Source organism: Flagellimonas iocasae (assembly GCF_042682725.1).
In the GTDB taxonomy this organism is placed as follows: Bacteria; Bacteroidota; Bacteroidia; order Flavobacteriales; family Flavobacteriaceae; genus Flagellimonas; species Flagellimonas iocasae.
In genome coordinates this window covers 75,491-94,540 of sequence record NZ_JBHUHU010000001.1, presented here as the reverse complement: position 1 = coordinate 94,540, position 19,050 = coordinate 75,491, and the positions used below count along the sequence as shown (strand labels likewise).

Here is a 19,050-nt window from a genome sequence, read left to right as displayed (position 1 = left end):
GCAATTACTCAGGATTTCCCAAATAGGGGAACATTGTTGTTATATCTGCTGTAAGGGCTACACCATCTGAGGTAAGCCTTGGTAAATCGGCCATGCCGTCATCATCCAAATCCTGCCCGCTGAAACGGTCTCCTTCGGCTCCACCGAAGAACAAAATCAGGGATACATCAATAATATCGTCATTCGGATGTCTTCCAGTCAAGGCCACTTCATCACCATCCGGAACCAGGATTCTGCCATCATTGTCAAAATCGGTCCCTGGGTTAAAATAAGTTGTGGGCAAATCGGGAGCTACTTCCAGAACATCAGCGGCCAGAACAGTGGTGAGTGTTGCGGCATCCAGTCCTAAAATGTTGTTCTCGTAGTTCACATCAGCCGGATCAAGACCCAATTTAAGGGCATACACATCATGGTATTGTTCCAATCTCGCCTGAAAACCTGTCTGAAAGGCAGCCGCCATTTCCGAGGGAATAGTAGTATTATGTGCATCTTTCACACTGGCCTCTCCTTCCATGTCATAACTCAACGTGGTGTTGATTCCAGGACGACCCAAATGGTCCACTTGGGCAAAGGTGCCGCTAAAGTCCACTCCCATCATCATGTCATCATCCATCATCATGTCATCATCCATTCCCATATAATCTGGAGATCCATCATCATTGCTGCATGCCCATACCAAGCTAAAGGTTAGCATTAAAGCGAGTAAATATGTTATCTGTTTTAGTCTCATGTTGCTATTTTTTATGTTTTATTGTTTTCTATTTGTGGTTACCCAAGTTTTGTAGACGGTAAGTCCCAAGGCATTGGTGGCCGTTGGAGTTCCCAACATACTATTGGGGATTTCCACGATGATGGACATTGTATTTGCGCCATCGAATGTGTCCGAAGCCTCCTCAGGTGGAAGAAATCCTTCCGGAGCCGAGTCAGTTTCCGGTGAAATCACTGCATTGAACTGGAAGAAATCAAAAAAGAATGGGTCTTGTCTTGGCCCCGCAAATAGCGAAACACCATCTGATGTGGTTTCCACCATGGCAGTTGCACCAGAAATCTCAACGTCTCCTAAAGGATAATCGGCAAGTATCTGGCTGCTCAGACCTGTTTGATCAGGCGCTGTGGGACCGAAAAAGTACATTCTTCCATCTCGGGCAATGGCTTGAATGACTTGGTCTTCCACTAAATCTCCATCCAAATCTATATTGATTTCGGTAAGGACGTCTTCATCAAATGTGCCATAGGCCAAATCTGGCAGCACATTGGATTGTACATCTACCACAAATACAGTATTGTCAGAGCCTTCACTGGGTTCAAAGGCATAAAAATCCGCAATGTCAGCAGTTGAACCCGCCGTTGACGGTGCGTCAATGTGGTCTGCTGATATCAACGCAATGGCTCCTAAAGTTAGGACTCCAAGGCCCATTGCAATCTTTGTTGTTTTTTTCATGTTATTTGTTTTTAAGGTTTCCTACACCCCTACCTACGGAACCTTTTGAGGGGTGGTTTGGTTTTTAGTTGTTAAAAAAATCTTAATGCCTTTTTAATGGTGCATTTGGACTTCGCTCTAAAAAAGTCCTATAATTTGCTTTACTTTGGAGCGCAAACCTGAGTCAATGAACCCTTCAGCTTCTGGATGGATCAACAAGTTTGGACACCTTGTTGATAAAGAAACCCGAATCTTTTCCGATTTTGAGAGCTTGTACCAAGAACTTAAAAGGAATGGGTTCGTGTACGGTGTACATTTGGACATACCTTCCTTTATAGAGGTGGAGCATACCCTGAGTGAAGACGAAATCGCCAAGATCAATCTGCTTACCGCGCTTTATTTCACCTTTCAATTTGAACAAGAGAATCCAAACTTTACCCATTTTGTGGATACCGTCTTTGAATATTACCAGTCACTCGAGGTTGGAAGGATTTCCTTTATCAGTAAAATTCTAAGCGGCTCCAAAACGGAATCACAATTGGAGAAATTGATAGATTCACGCATTTATCTTGGAGGGAATGCCTTCAACCGTGCTTTTGGGAATAGCTTGACCAACTCCCTATTGTATGTGGATATCTTGATTTTTAGAATCTATTTGCAAGGCAAGATACCTATGATGGAGCATGCCCAACTTTTGGAATATGTTACCATCAACATTGCATACCATGCTTTGAACGCCAAAGAGACAAATGAAAAAGATGCCAAACTCATTCAACTTTTGGCCTCATCCTTAACCTATGTCAATTTGGATGATGCAAAATTTGATGGCACCTATCTCGATTTGTTGAGTCAAAAATTCTCTAAAATTGAAAAGGATTATTTCATGGATATGGCCTGCTTGACCATCTGGGAAGACAAGTCTCTTGACTATACAGAATCGGACTATATTTTTGGTCTTGGAAAGGACTTGGGAAAGACGGAAAACGAGGTACAATCCGAGCTGAATTTTGTGAAAAAATTCTTTGAGAACAACAAGGAAAAAATCGCCTATTTGAACGACAAAAATTTGGCCGTTCAATTCTACGAAGGCATGTCCAAAAATGTGAGTAAACTCATCCTTAGAAATAGCAAAAGACTCAAAAAAGAGTTGATGGAAAGTAGGGAACTTTTGGCGCTTTTGTCCAAATCAACGGTCAAGGATTTGAGTGCGGAAGAGAAGAAGAAAGTCCAGAATCAGTTGCTGGATATTTTTAAAAGTATTCCTTCTTTGGCCATTTTTATGCTCCCTGGCGGTGCGGTTCTTCTGCCTATTTTCATCAAACTCATTCCCAAATTGCTCCCTTCTGCCTTTGATGACAACCGCGTAGAGGAAGACTAGTGAATTTTAGGCGAAAAAGTCACTATAAGAAAAATTTATAGTGACTTTTTTAATTATACTAAAATTTGATTTTCAGTTAATTAAATACAATTACTCTAACCATAACTTAAAGTCCTTTACACGCTCCCTGCTTACAATGATTTCTTGCTCGCTAAAGCGTTTCATCTTGATTTGAAGCCTGGAATTGGTATATGAAATGATGTCATTTATATGACTCACGTTCACGTAAAATTTCCGACTCACCCGAAAAAAAATTTTGGGGGACAACTCCTCATCCAACTGCTCCAAGGTCGTGTCCAAAAGATAATTCCTTCCGTCTGAAGTTGCAGCGTAAGTTCCCTTGTTTTCGGAATAAAAACATTCCACATCATCAGCATTTATTATTTTTAAATGCTGCCCGACCTTCACCGTAAATCGCTTTTTATATTCTCGTTCCAAAGGGTCGACCAAGAGCTTTTTTATGTCGTTAAAATCGACCGAAATTTTCTGGTTTTCCGGCTTGAAATTTTGGTACTTTTTTACGGCCTTTTCCAGGTCCTCATCATCGATGGGTTTCAGCAAATAATCTATGCTATTTAACTTGAATGCTTGGAGTGCATATTCATCAAAAGCAGTGGTGAAAATGATGGCACTTTTTACATCGACGACATCAAATATTTCAAATGACAAACCATCCGATAATTGAATGTCCAAAAAAATAAGATCGGGTTGCGGGTTGTTCTTGAACCACTCAATGGATTCATTTACGGAGTGCAACATGGTGGAAACCTCTACACCTTGTTCGGCCAACAACCTGCTCAATCTTCGTGCAGCAGGTTTTTCATCTTCAATGATGATTACATTCATTGCTTTTAACTATTATCTATTGCTGTACTATCTATACTTGTTAGTTTCCCGCTCTTCTTGTTCCATGTATTTCTGGATTTGGCGCTCCTCCCATTTTTGAAGAAAGGGCAATTTATGTCGGAAGAGATAGCCGGCATGGATTGCCAAAATTAAAATCCATATCACTAGGTTGATATCCACCCAATTGAAGTAATAAGGCCTTAGCTCTATTCCATTTGGAAGATATGGCTGTAAAACGCCAAACTTAAAAAGGTAGAAAATGGCATTGACAATTATAAAGATCTTCAAATGCCTATAAAAATCCTTTAATTCTTTAACTCTCTTTGAAGCTCTGTCGTATTTGTTTTCTAAATTTTCCATGGTGAGCTACACGTATTTGTCCGCGTCCTTTTTATCCTTGTCAATATACTTTTGAATCTGGCGCTCCTCCCAATCCTTCCCGAATAATAGATTGAAACCAAACACTTTGGCTCCATGAAGCGTCAACCCAATACCCCAAGCAAAAGGAGTAATAAAATGAGGCCACTGCCAGAAATAATCGGAATGGAGGTAAATGTTCACCAAAATGAACACGTTGATTACCGTATAGACTGCCAAGTGAATGTAGAAGCCTTTCATTTCTTCTACCCGTTTTTTGGCCCTTTTATATTTTTCTTGTTCTAAATTTTCCATAATTATTTCCACTTGTTCGTTTTTTCATCTTCTTTCATAAACTCCTTTATCTTTCTTTCCTCCCAACCCTTTCCAAAGAACGGATTGAGGTTAAAGGTGCCCACGGCATGAAAAAAGACCCCGATGCCCCAACCAAAAGCCGCCCAAAGAAACCACATGTAACTAAACCTATTGGTAAGGAAGTTGATCAAGGCCAAAATTGAAATGACCAGAATATAGGCCCAAAGGTTGGCGTAGAACTTTTTAAGTTCATCCACTCGCTCCTTTGCCCGTATGTATTTGCTTTCTTTATCTAAATTTTCCATTGGTATCGCCTTAGATAGAATTCTTAAATATAAGTATTGTTAAAATTTTTGGTCGTTCATTAGCTCTTGGATTTTGCGCTCCTCCCATTCCTTTCCGAATAAGGGGTTGTAACCTCTAGCGCACATCCACAGAAACACAAGTCCAATTCCCCAACCTACCGCGGGAAAAAACACCCAAGGAAAGCTGGTGGTTCTATAATTGATGTAGGCCAAAACTGGGATAACAATGCAATAAGCCAATAGGCTTGAATAAAACGATTTGATTTTTTCTACCTTCTCTTTTGCTTTAAGGTATTGGTGTTCTTTTAAGTTTTCCATGTCGATGGTTTTGTTTTTTGATTATACCTCAAAATTCGGCATACCTGCGGGCAATGGAAAAAGTAGTTTCGCGAACTGTTGATTTTGAAGGATGAATTGTGGGTAGACTCTTGGTGTTGGGTGTTGGATGAAAGGTTTTGGATTTTGGATTTTGGATTTTGGGTTTTGGGTATTGGATTTTGGGTTTTGGGTTTTGGGTTTTGGGTTTTGGGTTTTGGGTTTTGGGTAAAGGTGCTATTCAATTAGCTGCTTTCTGAGGTCTGAAAAAAAATCAAAAATCTTCGTTGTCCATGAGCTCTTGAATCTTTCGCTCTTGCCAACGCTTGCCCCAAAGCGGATTATACCCATAAGCTTCCATTCCATGGGCCAAAACTCCAAAGCCCCACCCTATGGTCGGGAAAAAAGCCCAAAGAAAATCCGTTGTCCGGAAATTGATCCACCACAGGAAAGGAATTACAACGCAGTAGGCTATTAAATTACTATAGAAGTCCTTAATCGCCTTTACATGCTCCCGAGCTTTAGCATATCGTTTTTTTTCAATATAGCTCTGCTGAGTGGCTGCTGTTGATACCTGTTTGGTAAGGATGGGTATGGCCACACTGAAATCCAAAGCGGATTTTTCAATGACGACCTCCCGGTCGGTTAAAATGTTATAGCGCTGTTTGATATTTTGCAATCCCACCCCGCTGCTTTTCTTTACGACTTGTTTTTCCTGAAGGTTATTGCTTACCACCAACATTCCGTCTTGTTCAAACACTTTGATGTGAAGCGGTTTGGATGCAGTGACCACATTATGTTTCACCGCATTCTCTAATAATAGCTGCAAGGAAAGGGGTACAATTTTAGCATCCGGAATGCTGCTATTGTCTGGGATATCAAAAACAATGCTGTCCTCAAAACGCATTTTTAAAAGTCGAACATAGGTACGTGCGAAATTTAGTTCTTCATCCACGGTGACCAGATCCTTGTTTTTCTGCTCCAATACATATCGATAGACTTTAGACAGCGAGGTTGTGAATCGCTGGGCTTGGTCTGGGTCTTCCTCAATAAGACTCGTCAATACGTTCAAGCTATTGAACAGAAAATGGGGGTCTAGTTGGTTTTTAAGGGCATCAAATCGTGCAGAAGCCGTTCCCGCAATGATTTTTTGCTCCTTCACCCGCTTTTCCTGCCAATTCTTATAAAAATATACCGCATGGAAAAATATGGAGACCACAATGGTGATCAATAGAGCCACAATGTAAAAGGCGGGTTCTTCTCCGGCAATAAAAGTTTCCCAGTTTTTTCCTTCAAATCCCATTCCCAACACCATTCTAATCCATAGAATACCCGCCATGGTAATCAGGACTCCTCCAAAGCCACTCAACAGCAAGCGATATTTGGCGTAACGCTCCCACTTGACCTTATGGTTGATGTAATCCCAATAAAAACTGTTGAGGAACGTCAGTACAATGGAATAAAAAATATAGTACCCCACCTCGCGCATTAAACTGGAATCGAAAGCCACCTTTCTCCCTGAAAGCGCCTCCAACCCAATGAATATAACTGCCAATACCAACGCTATGATGATAGCAATGGATAACAGTTTGCCAATATATTTGGTGGTCTTCTCCATTTTCCGAGTGGTTTGCAATCCCTACAATTGAATAAAAAAGGGCGTATGACTGCTAAAATTAGCAAAAACTTTCAACGCCCTTTTCATTGTCTTGACTGATGATTTTTTGATTGATGCTTCAAAAATGGTCAGAAAAAAGGCTTTTGGAAAGAAAGAGTTACCCAATTGTTGTTTTGACAGGATGAACTGTGGACAAAAAAAAGCCCGACAACCAAGAGGCCATCGGGCAAACACTTACTAATTAAACAACTATTTAACACTGTAGTCTTTGTGGATGGCCTCTTCAAAGGCTTTCCAGTGGGCTTCGGTCATTCTTCCCGGGGTGAACAGGCAGATTCCGGCCGCACCGTTCTCCATGGAGCCTTGAATGGCCTCTCCTATTTCCTCTGGCAGCAATCCATGATTTTCTGGGTCCTTTTCACTTCCTTTTTTCTCAGGGTTTGGACAAATGAACAATCCGCTGTAAACGGGAGCATCATTTTTTGCTGTGGCCACTTCCTCATTCACCATTTCCCCGACCCATTCGGGCCCTTCCAAATAAAAATCATTGTAGTTCATGGGGTAGATGGCGTCCAAGTTCCATTGACCCCAATCTTGGCGGACTATTTTCTTGGCGATGGAAGGACCTGGAAACACCGCTGCATTTATTTTCTTTCCTTTGGAATGTACCACATCTGCCAATCGGTTCACGATGCTGGTAATCAAGTCATATCGAAATTGCTTCCATTCTGCGACTTGCGATGGGTCCTCAACTTCCTTGATATCAATTCCTGTTTTGGCTTTAAATGCCGATGTGCAATCATCACAATAACAATAATCGAATTGCGGGTATTCCCTATCCATCACCAAACCGTATTTGTCCCAAAGGCCTCGCGCCAAAATCACATCAGGGAACCGGATGTAATCCAAATGAATCCCATCCACCTCTTCAATATCAGCCACATTTTCGTAGAGTTCCGCCAAAAAATTATAGGTCCCTTCCTTACTTGGGCACAAAAAGGTGTAATGGGGAACATAGGCCGGCTTATCAAAAGCGGATTCTCCCTTTCCATTGATGGCATACCACTCTTTCTTCAATTTGGGATTTTTCCCCTGCACCATGGTGGGAATCCATGTATTGAACTCCAATCCGACTTCTTTTGCCAACTTCCCCACCCTTTTGTAGGTTTTTGGGTCATGCCCTCCGTTGTACATCAATCCGTCCACACCTTTCTCCTTTAAATCTGAAAATTGTTCGGTCAATTCTTGGTCCGAAGCCTCACCGGGACCCCCTACCCAAGCGTAAACGGGAATCTTATTTTTTTCTGTACATGCAGTCAAAGACAGCACCATGGCCATCACTAAAAGGAATCTATTCATGGGTTTCAATTATGTTATGTGGGAATTTAGATAATCTTTTAATCCTACCCTTGAAACTTAGACGAACAACGTTCCTGCCCAAACGAACACACTTTGTTCTATGTTGATTTCTTTTTTTTCAACCGCATGCAACCTTTCCACATTTAAAATGTCAATAGTACGAAGACATCAAAAAACGAATACGTAATTCTTAATTCAAATCATCAAATGAAACAAAAAATGAAAGGGAACAGGGCTGCACATTGGTGTATGCTCCTGAGCCTTCTGTTGGGCTCATCAATACTACATGCCCAAAACAATTTTACCATCAACGGGAAAGTGACAGACCAAAGCAATGGGGAAACCCTCTTTGGAACCTCCATTTTTCTAAAAGGAACTGATATTGGGGCCATTACCAACGAATATGGATTCTATTCCATCAGTGCACCCCCAGGTTCCTACACGCTTATTTTTTCCTACATGGGTTTCAATGAAGTGAGCATACCCGTGACTTTGGACCAAAATATCACCTTGGATATAGAACTGGTTGAGCAATCCACTCAACTGGACGAGGTGGAAGTCACTGCCGAAGAACCGGAGCGTGCAGTTCTCCAGAAACCGGAAATGAGTGTTTCCAAACTCAACATCAATACCGTAAAACAGATGCCCGTGGTCTTGGGTGAAGTTGATATTATCAAATCGCTACAAATTCTTCCTGGGGTCACCAACAATGGTGAAGGGTCCAGTGGATTCCATGTGCGCGGAGGTGCAGTAGACCAAAATTTGGTCCTTTTGGATGAAGCTATTATTTATAATACTTCGCATTTGCTGGGTTTCTTTTCGGTTTTCAATGCTGATGCGGTCAAAGACCTCAAACTTTACAAAGGAGGCATTCCTGCACGATTTGGCGGTCGGGTGTCCTCAGTTTTGGATGTGCGCCAAAAGGATGGGAACAGCAAAAACTTTGAGATGACCGGAGGTATCGGTGCCATCTCCAGCAGGCTTGCCCTAGAAGGTCCCATGTTCAATGACAAAGGGTCGTTCTTGGTTGCGGGAAGAGGTTCCTATGCCCACCTCTTTCTTAAACTTGCAGGTGAAGACAACAGTGCCAACTTCTATGACCTCAACCTAAAAACCAATTACAACCTCAACGAAAACAACCGGCTGTATTTATCCGGATATTTTGGACGGGACCTTTTTGATATTGGCGGCTCTTTTAGCAGCAGTTATGGCAATGCATCTGGAAACCTTCGTTGGAACCACATCTTCAACGAAAGGTTGTTTTCAAATCTTTCCTTGATCTACAGCAATTATGATTACGAACTCAACATCAACGATTTTGAGTTTGACTGGGTTTCTTCCATCCAAAACTATAATATCAAGTACGATCTGAAGTATTATTTCAACGATGCCTTTAAGTTGGATTTTGGCGTGAGTACCATAAAGTATGAGTTTGATCCCGGACAGATAAAACCCACTGGGCCAAATTCTGCCATAAATGAATTACAACTGGACAAGAAACGTGCATTGGAAAGTGCAGCTTACGTGAATGCAGAGCATAAACTTACCGATAACCTCACGGCTCAATACGGTATTCGGTTCAGTTATTTTAACCGAATGGGCGGCCAACCTTTGAATGATTATCTGGATGACCGACCCTTGGTGTATAACAGCACGCTTCAAATTTACGAGCGACAAGACCCTATCGGCGAAACGGTGTATTCCAAAAGCGAGAGCATTGAAACGTTCAACAATTTTGAACCTCGGGTTTCCTTGGCCTATCAAATCAATGACCTGTCATCCATAAAAGCGGGATACTCCCGAGCGGCACAGTACATCCATTTGCTGTCCAACACCTCGGCCGTAACTCCAATTGATGTTTGGACGCCAAGCGGCAAATACATCAAACCGCAACTTTCTGACCAATATGCGTTGGGATACTTCCGAAATTTTAAGGACAACATATATTCCTTGGAGGTGGAAACCTTCTACAAGACGGTGGATAATCGGATTGATTACATCGATGGCTCCGATTTAATTGGAAATAACACTATTGAGCGCGAAGTGCTCTCGGGCGAGTCCAGAGCCTATGGTTTGGAGTTGTTACTACGTAAAAATGAAGGCGCATTTACGGGATGGGTGGCCTACACCCTATCCAAATCCGAGCAACGAACTCCTGGAGGCGATGCGGGTGGACCTGGAATCAATGAAGGGGATTGGTACAGCACTCCGCATGACCGTACGCATGATATTTCTGTCACCGGAGCCTATCAATTGAATGAAAAATGGAGTTTTGGCGCCAACGCCATCTTCCAAACAGGTCGACCTGTTACCTACCCCAACGGACAATATCAGTATGAAGGGATTTCCATTGCCAGTTATTCACAACGTAACGCAGACCGATTGCCAGCCTATTACCGATTGGATGTTTCTGCCACCTATCGACCTAACAGAAGACCTGACAGAAGATGGAAGGGCGAATGGGTCTTTGGCATTTACAATGGGTTCAATCGGAAAAATGCGGCCTCCATTTCCTTTGGTCAAAACTTAGAAACCGGGGCCAATGAAGCCACTCGAACCGCCATTTTTGGCATTGTGCCTTCCGTAACCTATAATTTTAAATTCTAAATCCATGAAACCATTATATATCATTTTTAGCTTCATTTTACTTGTTTTTGCCTCCTGCACGGATGTCATAGAGGTTGATGTTCCTGAAGCTCCTCCCAGACTGACCATTGAAGCCTCCTTGGACTGGGAACGCGGCACTAACGGAAACAACCAGACTATTCTGCTGAGCACATCGACCCCATATTTTGCTGAACAGAAAATCGCTCCCGTTCTTGGTGCATCCGTTAGGGTAACCAATGAGGATTCAGGTGCTGAATTTGTTTTTGAGGATCAAAATAACGGCCAGTACACCGCCACTGACTTTATACCTGTTATCGGAGATAGTTATGCTTTGGAGGTCATTTACAATGATGAACGGTATACAGCAACCGAAACCATGGTTCCTGTCAGTGATATTGTCGATGTCTACCAGTCCACCGAAGATGGGGAGGATGAAGATGCCCTGGAAGTGAACGTTACATTTCAAGATCCTCCGGATATTGAAAACTATTACTTTTTACGCTTTAAGAGTGAAGTTGATGCCTTTCCGGAACTCTACTATATCAAAGATGAGTTTATTGATGGAAACGAGTTTACCATCTACTATGAAAAAACGGAGGATGAAGATGACGATATTGGGGAATTTCAGCCCGGTGAAAGGGTTGCCATTGATTTTTATGGGATATCAAAACAGTACCACGACTACCTCCGCCTTTTGGTAGACCAATATGAGTTCGCCGGAAACCCATTTAGCCCCACTCCCGTTCCTTTGGTCGGTAATTGTGTGAATGTGGACAATCCAGAAAATATAGCCTATGGGTATTTTCGGGTGACCGAAACCATACAGACTAGCTATACTTTTGAATAAGTTTACCCAAAGTGCCCGGATGTTTTTTAAAATCCGGGCACTTTTTCGTTCATTAAAGGACTTTCAACCTTTATTTTGAGAGCTTTGGTTTTAAATATTGTAAGAAAAAATATCTATTTTTTAAAAATATAATATTTTATAGATATATTTTTTACCATAATCTCATTTTGTTAACATTTTTTTAATATATTTAATTAATGGATAATCGGTTGTTGATTATCCGTTCCCGATTCTTTCGTTTCCCACTAAATCTAAGTTGACCCTCCACTTGCTCGGAGCGTGATTCACGAAGTTGATAATTAGGCAAGTTGTTTTTCCCAATCGAATCTATCTACATCACATTCGTAACACATCAACCTTAAACATCAATAGTATGGAAACACGCTCAACAAAAAAGATTCTCTTTTTATGCGCCAGTATGGTGCTGATTCTAACGGCCTGCAAACAAGGCCCTGTCCGGTACACTCAAAACTCCGCGGAAATTGACATCGTCAAAAAACTAATCTCCAATTACGACAGCAAAAACTTTGATACCAGCATGTATGCGGATTCGTCAAAGACGTATTACAACACCAATGAAAATCCAATGTCTGCCAGTGAAGCCATGGATTACCACAAACAATCTGACAGCAATTACGCTTCAAGAAGTTTTAAAGACGAAAACCAGGAATACGAAATGGTAGTCACAGACGATGGTGAAACTTGGGTAAACTGCTGGCTGAACTGGGAAGGAACGCTGGCTGCAAATGGAAAAGAAATTGAAATACCTATCCATTTGACTTATCAATTTGTAGATGGCAAAATTGTAAGGGAATATGGGTATTGGGATCCCACAGCAATTGTTTTGGAGCTTCAAAAAATTGAAGCCGAATCCAAAATGATGGAAGAAGAACAAACAGAATAACAATCAACCAACTAAACAACTAAAAATGAAACGACTACTAATTATTTTAGCCCTATTGCCCTTGATTACAATGGCGCAAGATATGCAAGCACCCATCTTTATGAATTTAATGATGACACCTCACCCAGAGCGGATTGATGCTTTTGAAGCCGGTTTGGCTGCACACAACAAAAAATACCATGCCGATGGAGCCGGTACCGTGAGTGTCTTTTGGGTGGCCAGTGGAAAAAATTCTGGAAAATACATCTGGAGTATGGGTCCAACAACTTGGGCCGCTATGGATGATGTGAGCAATTACGATGATGCACACACCATGGACTGGAATACCAATGTGGCAGCCAATGCCCTAGCCGAAATGGAAACTACATATTGGAAAAACGATGTGGCCCATTCCAATTTTTCAAAGGATTTTAATCTAAAAAATCTATCCATTTTCATGGTGGACATTAAAAGGTTTAAAGGGATGGAATTCAACTCCATTTTGGACAGGGTCTTTAAAGTTTTCAAGACTAAGGACCCGAACCAACAATGGGGCGCATACTACAATGAAATGCCAAATATGGATGGTCATGATTTCGTTTGGGTGGACTTTTTTGACAATGCGGCCTGGATGGGACGTGAGGATAAATTTCCACAATGGTATGAAGAAGTGCATGGCTCAGACAGCTTTGTTGGCTTTCTCAAAGATGTGGAAGCAGTGACCAATGGCGACATGGGTGAACTATGGATTTATAGAAAAGATTTAAGCGGTTCCAGTGGAGAAGTAACCCCAAGGGGAGGTCAGTAATTTGTAGGATTTTAGCTTCAAAATTGCTAAAAAACCATGCAGTTCATCGAAAAACTGTGGTATCATCAGTCTTTGATTGGGTTTTCTGCGTATCTAGTTTTAGTTACTAATAATAAATAAAACCCCGATTTATGAGAACTAAAATCCTTTTTTATGCAGTAACCCTCGCCGTTTTGGCATTCATGGGCTGCTCTGAAGATGAAAACACCGGAAACTTAGGTGCCACAACAGGCAGAATGACCGTACAACTTACTGACGCCCCCTTTCCTTTTGATATGGTTGCGGAGGCAAACGTTACCATCTTTAAAGTAGATGCACGGTTAAAAGATACTGATGATGAAATGGACGACTCCGATGAATCTTCCTTTGTTACATTGATGGAAGAAGAAATAACGGTGAACCTATTGGACCTTACCAATGGTGTTACCGAAGAGTTGGCCGATTTGGAAGTCCCTGCCGGCACCTATGATTTGGTGAGGGTACACGTTAGAGGTATTAATGTTGTCCTCACAGACGACCGCAGTTTTGATTTAACCGTTCCCAGTGGAGCGCAAACCGGAATCAAAGTGTTCATTGAGCCAGGATTGACCGTGGCAGGTGGACTGTCCAGCGATTTATTGTTGGACTTTGATGTAAGCCGTTCCTTTGTTCCTAAAGGAAATTTAAACTCTGTGGATGGTATCAACGGGTTTAATTTTAAACCTGTGATCAAAGCCTGTAACCTCTCCACAGCAGGAACCTTGAGCGGTACGGTTGTTACTATGGATGGAGAAGAAGTGGTTGTTTTGGAAGATGCACAAATTTCCATCTTGGACGCCAGTGATGAGCCCATCACATCTGGAGTTAGCAATATTGATGGCAACTACGCCATTATGGGCCTTGAAGCTGGAACCTACAAAGTTTTTGCTTCCCTAAATGGCTATGTGGACAGTGAAATCGTAGAAGTTGATATTGTAGCTGCAAACAAAACCGAACTGGATTTTGTTTTGGAGGCTGAAGCTGAAGCTGAAGTGGTTGAGTAGTTACAACAATCCTTCATTTACATATAGGAAGAAGCGGGACAAACGTCCCGCTTTTTTATTGTGATATTTTTTCATTCATCGGTCTTTGATTTCAATTTGCACTATCTTTAAAACAATTAACATACATAAAATCAAGCGATAATGCTTGATGACCTCAGACACATGAAAACAAACAATCCACTCCTGTACGCGCTCCTATTTCTTTTTTCCTTTCAATTGCATGCCACTGACCCCGTCTTGGACTTTCTAAATTCACTCAATGATGCTCAGCTTAGCAAGACTCGACTTCAATTTGATGACGTATCACGGGAAACCTGGCATTATTTTCCAGCGACCATGTGGCCAAGAACAGGGATTCAGTTGGGGGAATTGAATGAAAAACAAAAGGAATTGTTCCAAAAAATGCTACAGTATCATCTAAGTCAAGCTGGGTACAACAAGACCATGGACATTATGAGTTTGGAAAATGTATTGGCCGAACAAACCGGCGATACCTTCATGCGGGATAAGAACAAATACCATATTTCGGTTTATGGAGACCCGGAAAAGGACAAGGTTTGGAGTTGGACTTTTGAAGGACACCATATTTTGTTGAGTTTCACCGTTGTGGGTGATAAAATTTCATACACTCCACGATTTTTTGGTGCCAATCCCGCCATTGTGCAATCGGGACCACGAAAAGGGGAGCATACTTTGGCCATGGAAGAAAATTTGGGACTGGACCTCATCAATTCCTTGACTCCAGAGCAAAAAGCAAAAGCCATTTTTAACGAAGAGGCGCCTTTTGATATCTTCACCAAAAATTCAGTAAGTGTCTCAGCGGAAAGCCCCGAAGGCATCCCCGTTCCCCAATTGGACAAACCACAACAGGAAGCCTTACTGAAACTCATCCACGAGTACATTGCTGCGGTACCTGACGACATCGCCAAGGCACGAATGGCAAAATTGGAGTCAGAAGAACTCCAAAATATGTATTTTGCGTGGGCGGGAGCTACTTCTTTGGGGAAACCTCACTATTATTGTATCCAAGGAAAGACCTTTTTAATCGAATTCGACAATTCGCAGAATAATGCCAACCACATCCATAGTGTTTGGCGGGATTTTGATGGTGATTTTGGAAGGGACCTTATCCAGGAGCATTACGCATCGCATCACAATAACTAATTACAGTACCCGATTACTTCATGTACATACCCCCACACTACAAAAATGAAGACCTAGATGAAATAAAAGACTTCTTGGTCAACAACAGCTTTGGAATCTTAATAAATACGGTGGACAACAAACCTTGGGCCACCCATATCCCTTTGGAATTGGATATAGAAAATGGCAAGGATATTCTTGTGGGACATATTGCCAGAGCCAATCCCCAGTGGAAGTATTTTTCGGAGAGTCAAGAAGTACTCTGTATTTTCAACGGACCCTATAGCTATGTGTCGTCTTCATGGTACAAGGAGGAAGAAGTCCCTACTTGGAACTACATCGCTGTTCATGTGTATGGCACGCTAAAGGTTCTTTCGGAAGAGGAGACCATGGCTTCCATGCACAAGTTGGTGGATAAATATGAGCAGGCTTCAAAGCACCCTATTTCACTGAAGAATATGTCGCCCAAAACATTGCGACAGGTAAAAGGTGTGGTGGGTTTTAAGATTGAAATCAGTGACATTCAGGCAACCTACAAACTCTCCCAGACCCGATTGGAAGACCACTCAAAAATCATCTCAGAACTCCAAGAACGGGATGATGCGGGCAGCAAAGCCATCGCTTCAGAAATGAAAGACCGCAAGGACTAGCGTCACCTATTCAATATCTTGAAAAATGGCATCTGCCCAATTGGAGTAACGCGGATTGTCCACGTGCATGATCCAAATTTCATCACTGTATTTTCCTTTCATTTTGGATTGATATGCCGCATAGGCGTCATCATCTTGATCAAACTTGGCCAAATACACGTAATTAAGGCCATTATCCGGATTCTTAAAGTACTGCGGATTTAAGCCTTGTGCCTTTAACTTGGCCATAAAACTCTTCAAGTATCGCTCATTCTTAAAAACATTGGCCACAATGTAGTGCCCCTTTCCTACCCCATCCAAATTGATGAATTTCTCAATGGGTTTATAAGCGCCGCCGGTAAAGGTCCCTTTTTTCTCTGGAACTTCCTTTTTCGTATTGACCGAGTTTTCAGCCAAGCGTTGGTCATCAATGGCATTGTAAATGGAATCTAAATCCTCGCTCTTGGCCAAATACAATTTTTCGGCATCGGCTTCTATATCCGGACGCTGTTCATCCGTTTGACGTTTGACCATTCGCATGACCATTTCAAACCGTTTTTCAAGATCCCTTTGCCGATTTTCCTCCAAAGAGTCCATTTTAAAAATCAATTCACTGATTACGGCATAATTGTCTTCTTGTTGTGCCTTGAGTGTTTCTATTTGCTCTTCCCAGAAAGCCAAATCCTCTTTGTTGGTGGGGCGCAACGTAGTCTCAACGTCCAATTTACCGGTTTTCTCCTCTTTTTCCTTTTTAGTGTCTGCCACCAATCCGCCTTCAATGGGTTTTCTGGCCTTGGGGTCTTCCTCGTTGTCTACCACAATATTCCGTGCCATCATGGGCACAAAGGAATATGCAATGGAAATTTCATGGGTAACACCGAGATTCACAAAGTCGTTGTTCAGGTTTTTCTCGAAATTATAACCGAAGGAAAGTCTTCTATTAAGATTAAATCCTGTACCTGCGGAGGCACCATAAAATTGGTCGTACCCCCCTTGAATCCATCCCAATTTGGGCAAATCAAGAATGATTCCACCACCAAAGATGGGACTCTCGTCTCCTTCAAGCCGTATCCGTGCCAAAGGCAGCAACCGACCATCTTCAAAAATTCCGGCCCCGTTTTTAAAATCTTGAGCATATTGAATATGTCCGGAAAACGTCTTTTGACTCAGATCCGTCAATGATTTTCCTGAGCTGACATTATAATCCAACAAATTATGGGCAAATACCCCAAAATCAAATTTTCCAATGGAAAGGTTCAAACCAGGCTGAAACGAAATAATGGAATTCTTTGAGGTATCATTCAGCAATGGATCCTCCTCCACGGTTACCGCCCTGTCCGGGTCAAAACTACTCACATAATAGGGAATATTCACTCCAAAAGTGAGGCTGCTCTCCCTGCCCAACCGAATACCATGTGCATAATTGGCCATTACCCCTAAATTGGAAATTACGCCTTCCTGTTGGTTGTACAAACTGAAACCTACCCCGATTCTGTCATTCACCTGACCGCTATAACTCAAAAAGTAATTTTGGTTATTGTTGTCAAAATCGGCACTTTGACTTCTATGGAACAGGTTGATATAGGATTTGTCCTCCCGAACGGAAGAAAAAGTCGGATTGATCAAGAATCGGTTAAACTTCAGCAAATTCTGAAATGGCACGTTGTAGGTAACGTACGGATTGCTCTCCTGTGAATGACCTAAAGGTCCGAGTAAAAAGCAGCATAAAATCAAATAAAAAACCCGGTCAAAAGAATGCAGGGTCCTGTATTTGGAAAATAAAGGTAGTTTTATATCCATAGCCGATGGAGGTTTGTAGGTTAATGTGCCTGTTTGGGTAAGGCAAATGTTTTTGGTCTGGTCTCATTAGCAAGATTTGGGAGCTTGTAAGAGTTTTACTACTTAAATAATATACAACATTAAGTATTTTATCGGTAAACAGCTAATTTTTTCGTTAAAAAACAGGCTTACTCGTTAATACAACGTAATTGCACGAAAAAAATTGGATTTCCCCTCTAGAAAAGAGCATGTTAGCTGTAAATTTTCTCAATCTTTCCCACTAATTTTATGCCGTAAAACCAAATGTATATTCCATGGAAAGTTCCGTGACCATAGTTCCCTACACTGATATTTATGCCCCTGTCTTTAAATCACTTAACGAGGAATGGATCAGTAGGTATTTTAAAATGGAGGAGATGGACCATATTTCCTTGAACCATCCGAAGGAATACATCTTGGACAAAGGGGGTTATATTGGAGTTGCCCTCTTGGACGAAAAGGCTGTAGGTGTATGTGCCCTAATCCCAAGTCAACATGAATCTTATGATTTTGAATTGGCCAAGATGGGGGTTTCTCCAAAAGCTCAGGGAAAGGGTATCGGAAAACTATTGGGACAGCACATGCTGGAAAAAGCCAAATCCATGGGTGCCAAAAAATTATACCTGGAAAGCAATCGAATTCTAAAACCAGCCTTGAGCCTTTATGAAAAATTAGGATTCAAAGAGGTGGTCGGTGCCACTTCTCCCTATGAGCGGAGCGATATTCAGATGGAGCTCCTACTTTGATTCACCATACCTAATTCCCATATAGTGGACAATCTGTATTTACCATCAAATTCAGATTACCTTGTTTCCCTACCAGAAAACCGGTTGAATTTTCATACCTCACTAAAAATGAGTACCTTATATGGTATAATTCTAAATTCAGAAACCATGGGAACAGTTAAAGACTTGAACAAATGGGCCAATGCCCACACCTACTATCCTTTGGACCTTCTACGTGTTGCCCTAGGCGTATTTCTTTTTATCAAAGGCATTGAGTTCATGACCAATTATGAGCAAATGTCCGAGATTGTAAGGCCCTTTCAAGAAATGCCGGGCGGTATGATTATTTTACATTACGTGGCCCCTGCACATTTTGTAGGTGGATTTTTAATCGTCATCGGTCTACTTACAAGATGGGCGGTAATTGCTCAATTACCTATTCTGTTCGGCGCCATCATCACCAACTTTTTGGGGGTTATGCATTTGCCCAACCTCATCACTGCCATAGTAATTCTTCTGGGTTGTATCTTTTTTGCATTGTATGGGTCCGGAAAGCATTCGGCAGATTACTATCTGAAAATGCAACAATAGCCTAAGGTAACTACAGAAACACATTGAACAAGCCCGCTCAGGCGGGTTTATTTTTTGTGGGTAA

The 19,050-nt window shown here is 41.7% G+C and carries 20 protein-coding genes; 10 read left to right on the top strand and 10 right to left on the bottom strand.

The annotated features are described in order from the left end of the window. Positions 1–4: 4 nt before the first annotated feature. The gene (locus ACFSJE_RS00410) at positions 5–730 is read right to left on the bottom strand and encodes a hypothetical protein (protein WP_379828958.1); all 726 of its coding nucleotides are present in this window, start codon (positions 728–730) and stop codon (positions 5–7) included. Between the two features lie 18 nt (positions 731–748). Further along, complete coding sequence (locus tag ACFSJE_RS00405; protein WP_379828956.1) at positions 749–1,441, bottom strand: DUF4331 family protein; 693 nt, start codon at positions 1,439–1,441, stop codon at positions 749–751. Positions 1,442–1,607: 166 nt separating this feature from the next. Here ACFSJE_RS00405 and ACFSJE_RS00400 point away from each other — a divergent pair, with 166 nt between their 5' ends. Beyond that, positions 1,608–2,798 carry an LETM1-related biofilm-associated protein gene (locus ACFSJE_RS00400; protein WP_379828955.1) on the top strand — a complete coding sequence of 397 codons (1,191 nt, stop codon included), beginning with the start codon at positions 1,608–1,610 and terminating at the stop codon, positions 2,796–2,798. 90 nt (positions 2,799–2,888) lie between these two features. Here ACFSJE_RS00400 and ACFSJE_RS00395 read toward each other — a convergent pair whose 3' ends face one another. From ACFSJE_RS00395 to ACFSJE_RS00365, 7 genes are all read right to left on the bottom strand, one after another. Beyond that, positions 2,889–3,644: a LytR/AlgR family response regulator transcription factor gene (locus ACFSJE_RS00395; RefSeq protein WP_379828954.1), complete on the bottom strand. Its 756-nt coding sequence runs from the start codon at positions 3,642–3,644 to the stop codon at positions 2,889–2,891. Positions 3,645–3,671: 27 nt separating this feature from the next. Continuing rightward, a complete protein-coding gene (locus ACFSJE_RS00390; RefSeq protein ID WP_379828953.1) occupies positions 3,672–4,004 on the bottom strand; it encodes a 2TM domain-containing protein in 333 nt (110 codons plus the stop codon). 6 nt (positions 4,005–4,010) lie between these two features. After that, positions 4,011–4,316 (bottom strand): 2TM domain-containing protein, encoded by a 306-nt coding sequence (locus tag ACFSJE_RS00385; RefSeq protein WP_379828952.1) that lies wholly within the window; start codon positions 4,314–4,316, stop codon positions 4,011–4,013. 2 nt (positions 4,317–4,318) lie between these two features. Further along, positions 4,319–4,621 carry a 2TM domain-containing protein gene (locus ACFSJE_RS00380; RefSeq protein WP_379828951.1) on the bottom strand — a complete coding sequence of 101 codons (303 nt, stop codon included), beginning with the start codon at positions 4,619–4,621 and terminating at the stop codon, positions 4,319–4,321. Positions 4,622–4,660: 39 nt separating this feature from the next. Beyond that, complete coding sequence (locus ACFSJE_RS00375; RefSeq protein WP_379828950.1) at positions 4,661–4,939, bottom strand: 2TM domain-containing protein; 279 nt, start codon at positions 4,937–4,939, stop codon at positions 4,661–4,663. Between the two features lie 271 nt (positions 4,940–5,210). Continuing rightward, entirely contained in the window at positions 5,211–6,554 is a 1,344-nt protein-coding gene (locus ACFSJE_RS00370) for a 2TM domain-containing protein (RefSeq protein WP_379828949.1), read from the bottom strand. A gap of 249 nt (positions 6,555–6,803) precedes the next feature. After that, positions 6,804–7,913 carry a glycoside hydrolase family protein gene (locus ACFSJE_RS00365; RefSeq protein ID WP_379828948.1) on the bottom strand — a complete coding sequence of 370 codons (1,110 nt, stop codon included), beginning with the start codon at positions 7,911–7,913 and terminating at the stop codon, positions 6,804–6,806. A 207-nt stretch (positions 7,914–8,120) separates the two neighbouring features. On the opposite strand from ACFSJE_RS00365, the gene ACFSJE_RS00360 reads away from it, so the two are divergent. The 7 genes from ACFSJE_RS00360 (at position 8,121) to ACFSJE_RS00330 (ending at position 15,873) form a co-directional block, all read left to right on the top strand. Beyond that, a complete protein-coding gene (locus ACFSJE_RS00360) occupies positions 8,121–10,520 on the top strand; it encodes a TonB-dependent receptor (protein ID WP_379828946.1) in 2,400 nt (799 codons plus the stop codon). A 4-nt stretch (positions 10,521–10,524) separates the two neighbouring features. After that, positions 10,525–11,367 carry a DUF4249 domain-containing protein gene (locus ACFSJE_RS00355; protein WP_379828945.1) on the top strand — a complete coding sequence of 281 codons (843 nt, stop codon included), beginning with the start codon at positions 10,525–10,527 and terminating at the stop codon, positions 11,365–11,367. A gap of 373 nt (positions 11,368–11,740) precedes the next feature. Beyond that, positions 11,741–12,271 carry a nuclear transport factor 2 family protein gene (locus ACFSJE_RS00350; RefSeq protein WP_379828944.1) on the top strand — a complete coding sequence of 177 codons (531 nt, stop codon included), beginning with the start codon at positions 11,741–11,743 and terminating at the stop codon, positions 12,269–12,271. 25 nt (positions 12,272–12,296) lie between these two features. Next, a complete protein-coding gene (locus tag ACFSJE_RS00345) occupies positions 12,297–13,058 on the top strand; it encodes a hypothetical protein (protein ID WP_379828943.1) in 762 nt (253 codons plus the stop codon). A gap of 131 nt (positions 13,059–13,189) precedes the next feature. Next, positions 13,190–14,080 (top strand): DUF4382 domain-containing protein, encoded by an 891-nt coding sequence (locus tag ACFSJE_RS00340; protein WP_379828941.1) that lies wholly within the window; start codon positions 13,190–13,192, stop codon positions 14,078–14,080. 162 nt (positions 14,081–14,242) lie between these two features. Beyond that, positions 14,243–15,244, top strand: coding sequence for a DUF3500 domain-containing protein (locus ACFSJE_RS00335; RefSeq protein WP_379828939.1), 1,002 nt, complete (start codon positions 14,243–14,245; stop codon positions 15,242–15,244). Between the two features lie 20 nt (positions 15,245–15,264). Next, positions 15,265–15,873 (top strand): FMN-binding negative transcriptional regulator, encoded by a 609-nt coding sequence (locus ACFSJE_RS00330; protein ID WP_379828938.1) that lies wholly within the window; start codon positions 15,265–15,267, stop codon positions 15,871–15,873. 6 nt (positions 15,874–15,879) lie between these two features. On the opposite strand, the gene ACFSJE_RS00325 is transcribed toward ACFSJE_RS00330, so the two are convergent. After that, positions 15,880–17,652 (bottom strand): PorP/SprF family type IX secretion system membrane protein, encoded by a 1,773-nt coding sequence (locus ACFSJE_RS00325; RefSeq protein ID WP_379828937.1) that lies wholly within the window; start codon positions 17,650–17,652, stop codon positions 15,880–15,882. Between the two features lie 293 nt (positions 17,653–17,945). Here ACFSJE_RS00325 and ACFSJE_RS00320 point away from each other — a divergent pair, with 293 nt between their 5' ends. Then, positions 17,946–18,416: a GNAT family N-acetyltransferase gene (locus ACFSJE_RS00320; protein ID WP_379828935.1), complete on the top strand. Its 471-nt coding sequence runs from the start codon at positions 17,946–17,948 to the stop codon at positions 18,414–18,416. A 147-nt stretch (positions 18,417–18,563) separates the two neighbouring features. Beyond that, complete coding sequence (locus tag ACFSJE_RS00315; RefSeq protein WP_379828934.1) at positions 18,564–18,986, top strand: DoxX family protein; 423 nt, start codon at positions 18,564–18,566, stop codon at positions 18,984–18,986. Positions 18,987–19,050 lie beyond the last annotated feature (64 nt).

Coding starts and splice junctions, on each gene's coding strand:
- ACFSJE_RS00410 (WP_379828958.1), bottom strand. CDS start 730: ATGAGACTAAAACAGATAACATATTTACTCGCTTTAATGCTAACCTTT.
- ACFSJE_RS00405 (WP_379828956.1), bottom strand. CDS start 1,441: ATGAAAAAAACAACAAAGATTGCAATGGGCCTTGGAGTCCTAACTTTA.
- ACFSJE_RS00400 (WP_379828955.1), top strand. CDS start 1,608: ATGAACCCTTCAGCTTCTGGATGGATCAACAAGTTTGGACACCTTGTT.
- ACFSJE_RS00395 (WP_379828954.1), bottom strand. CDS start 3,644: ATGAATGTAATCATCATTGAAGATGAAAAACCTGCTGCACGAAGATTG.
- ACFSJE_RS00390 (WP_379828953.1), bottom strand. CDS start 4,004: ATGGAAAATTTAGAAAACAAATACGACAGAGCTTCAAAGAGAGTTAAA.
- ACFSJE_RS00385 (WP_379828952.1), bottom strand. CDS start 4,316: ATGGAAAATTTAGAACAAGAAAAATATAAAAGGGCCAAAAAACGGGTA.
- ACFSJE_RS00380 (WP_379828951.1), bottom strand. CDS start 4,621: ATGGAAAATTTAGATAAAGAAAGCAAATACATACGGGCAAAGGAGCGA.
- ACFSJE_RS00375 (WP_379828950.1), bottom strand. CDS start 4,939: ATGGAAAACTTAAAAGAACACCAATACCTTAAAGCAAAAGAGAAGGTA.
- ACFSJE_RS00370 (WP_379828949.1), bottom strand. CDS start 6,554: ATGGAGAAGACCACCAAATATATTGGCAAACTGTTATCCATTGCTATC.
- ACFSJE_RS00365 (WP_379828948.1), bottom strand. CDS start 7,913: ATGAATAGATTCCTTTTAGTGATGGCCATGGTGCTGTCTTTGACTGCA.
- ACFSJE_RS00360 (WP_379828946.1), top strand. CDS start 8,121: ATGAAACAAAAAATGAAAGGGAACAGGGCTGCACATTGGTGTATGCTC.
- ACFSJE_RS00355 (WP_379828945.1), top strand. CDS start 10,525: ATGAAACCATTATATATCATTTTTAGCTTCATTTTACTTGTTTTTGCC.
- ACFSJE_RS00350 (WP_379828944.1), top strand. CDS start 11,741: ATGGAAACACGCTCAACAAAAAAGATTCTCTTTTTATGCGCCAGTATG.
- ACFSJE_RS00345 (WP_379828943.1), top strand. CDS start 12,297: ATGAAACGACTACTAATTATTTTAGCCCTATTGCCCTTGATTACAATG.
- ACFSJE_RS00340 (WP_379828941.1), top strand. CDS start 13,190: ATGAGAACTAAAATCCTTTTTTATGCAGTAACCCTCGCCGTTTTGGCA.
- ACFSJE_RS00335 (WP_379828939.1), top strand. CDS start 14,243: ATGAAAACAAACAATCCACTCCTGTACGCGCTCCTATTTCTTTTTTCC.
- ACFSJE_RS00330 (WP_379828938.1), top strand. CDS start 15,265: ATGTACATACCCCCACACTACAAAAATGAAGACCTAGATGAAATAAAA.
- ACFSJE_RS00325 (WP_379828937.1), bottom strand. CDS start 17,652: ATGGATATAAAACTACCTTTATTTTCCAAATACAGGACCCTGCATTCT.
- ACFSJE_RS00320 (WP_379828935.1), top strand. CDS start 17,946: ATGGAAAGTTCCGTGACCATAGTTCCCTACACTGATATTTATGCCCCT.
- ACFSJE_RS00315 (WP_379828934.1), top strand. CDS start 18,564: ATGGGAACAGTTAAAGACTTGAACAAATGGGCCAATGCCCACACCTAC.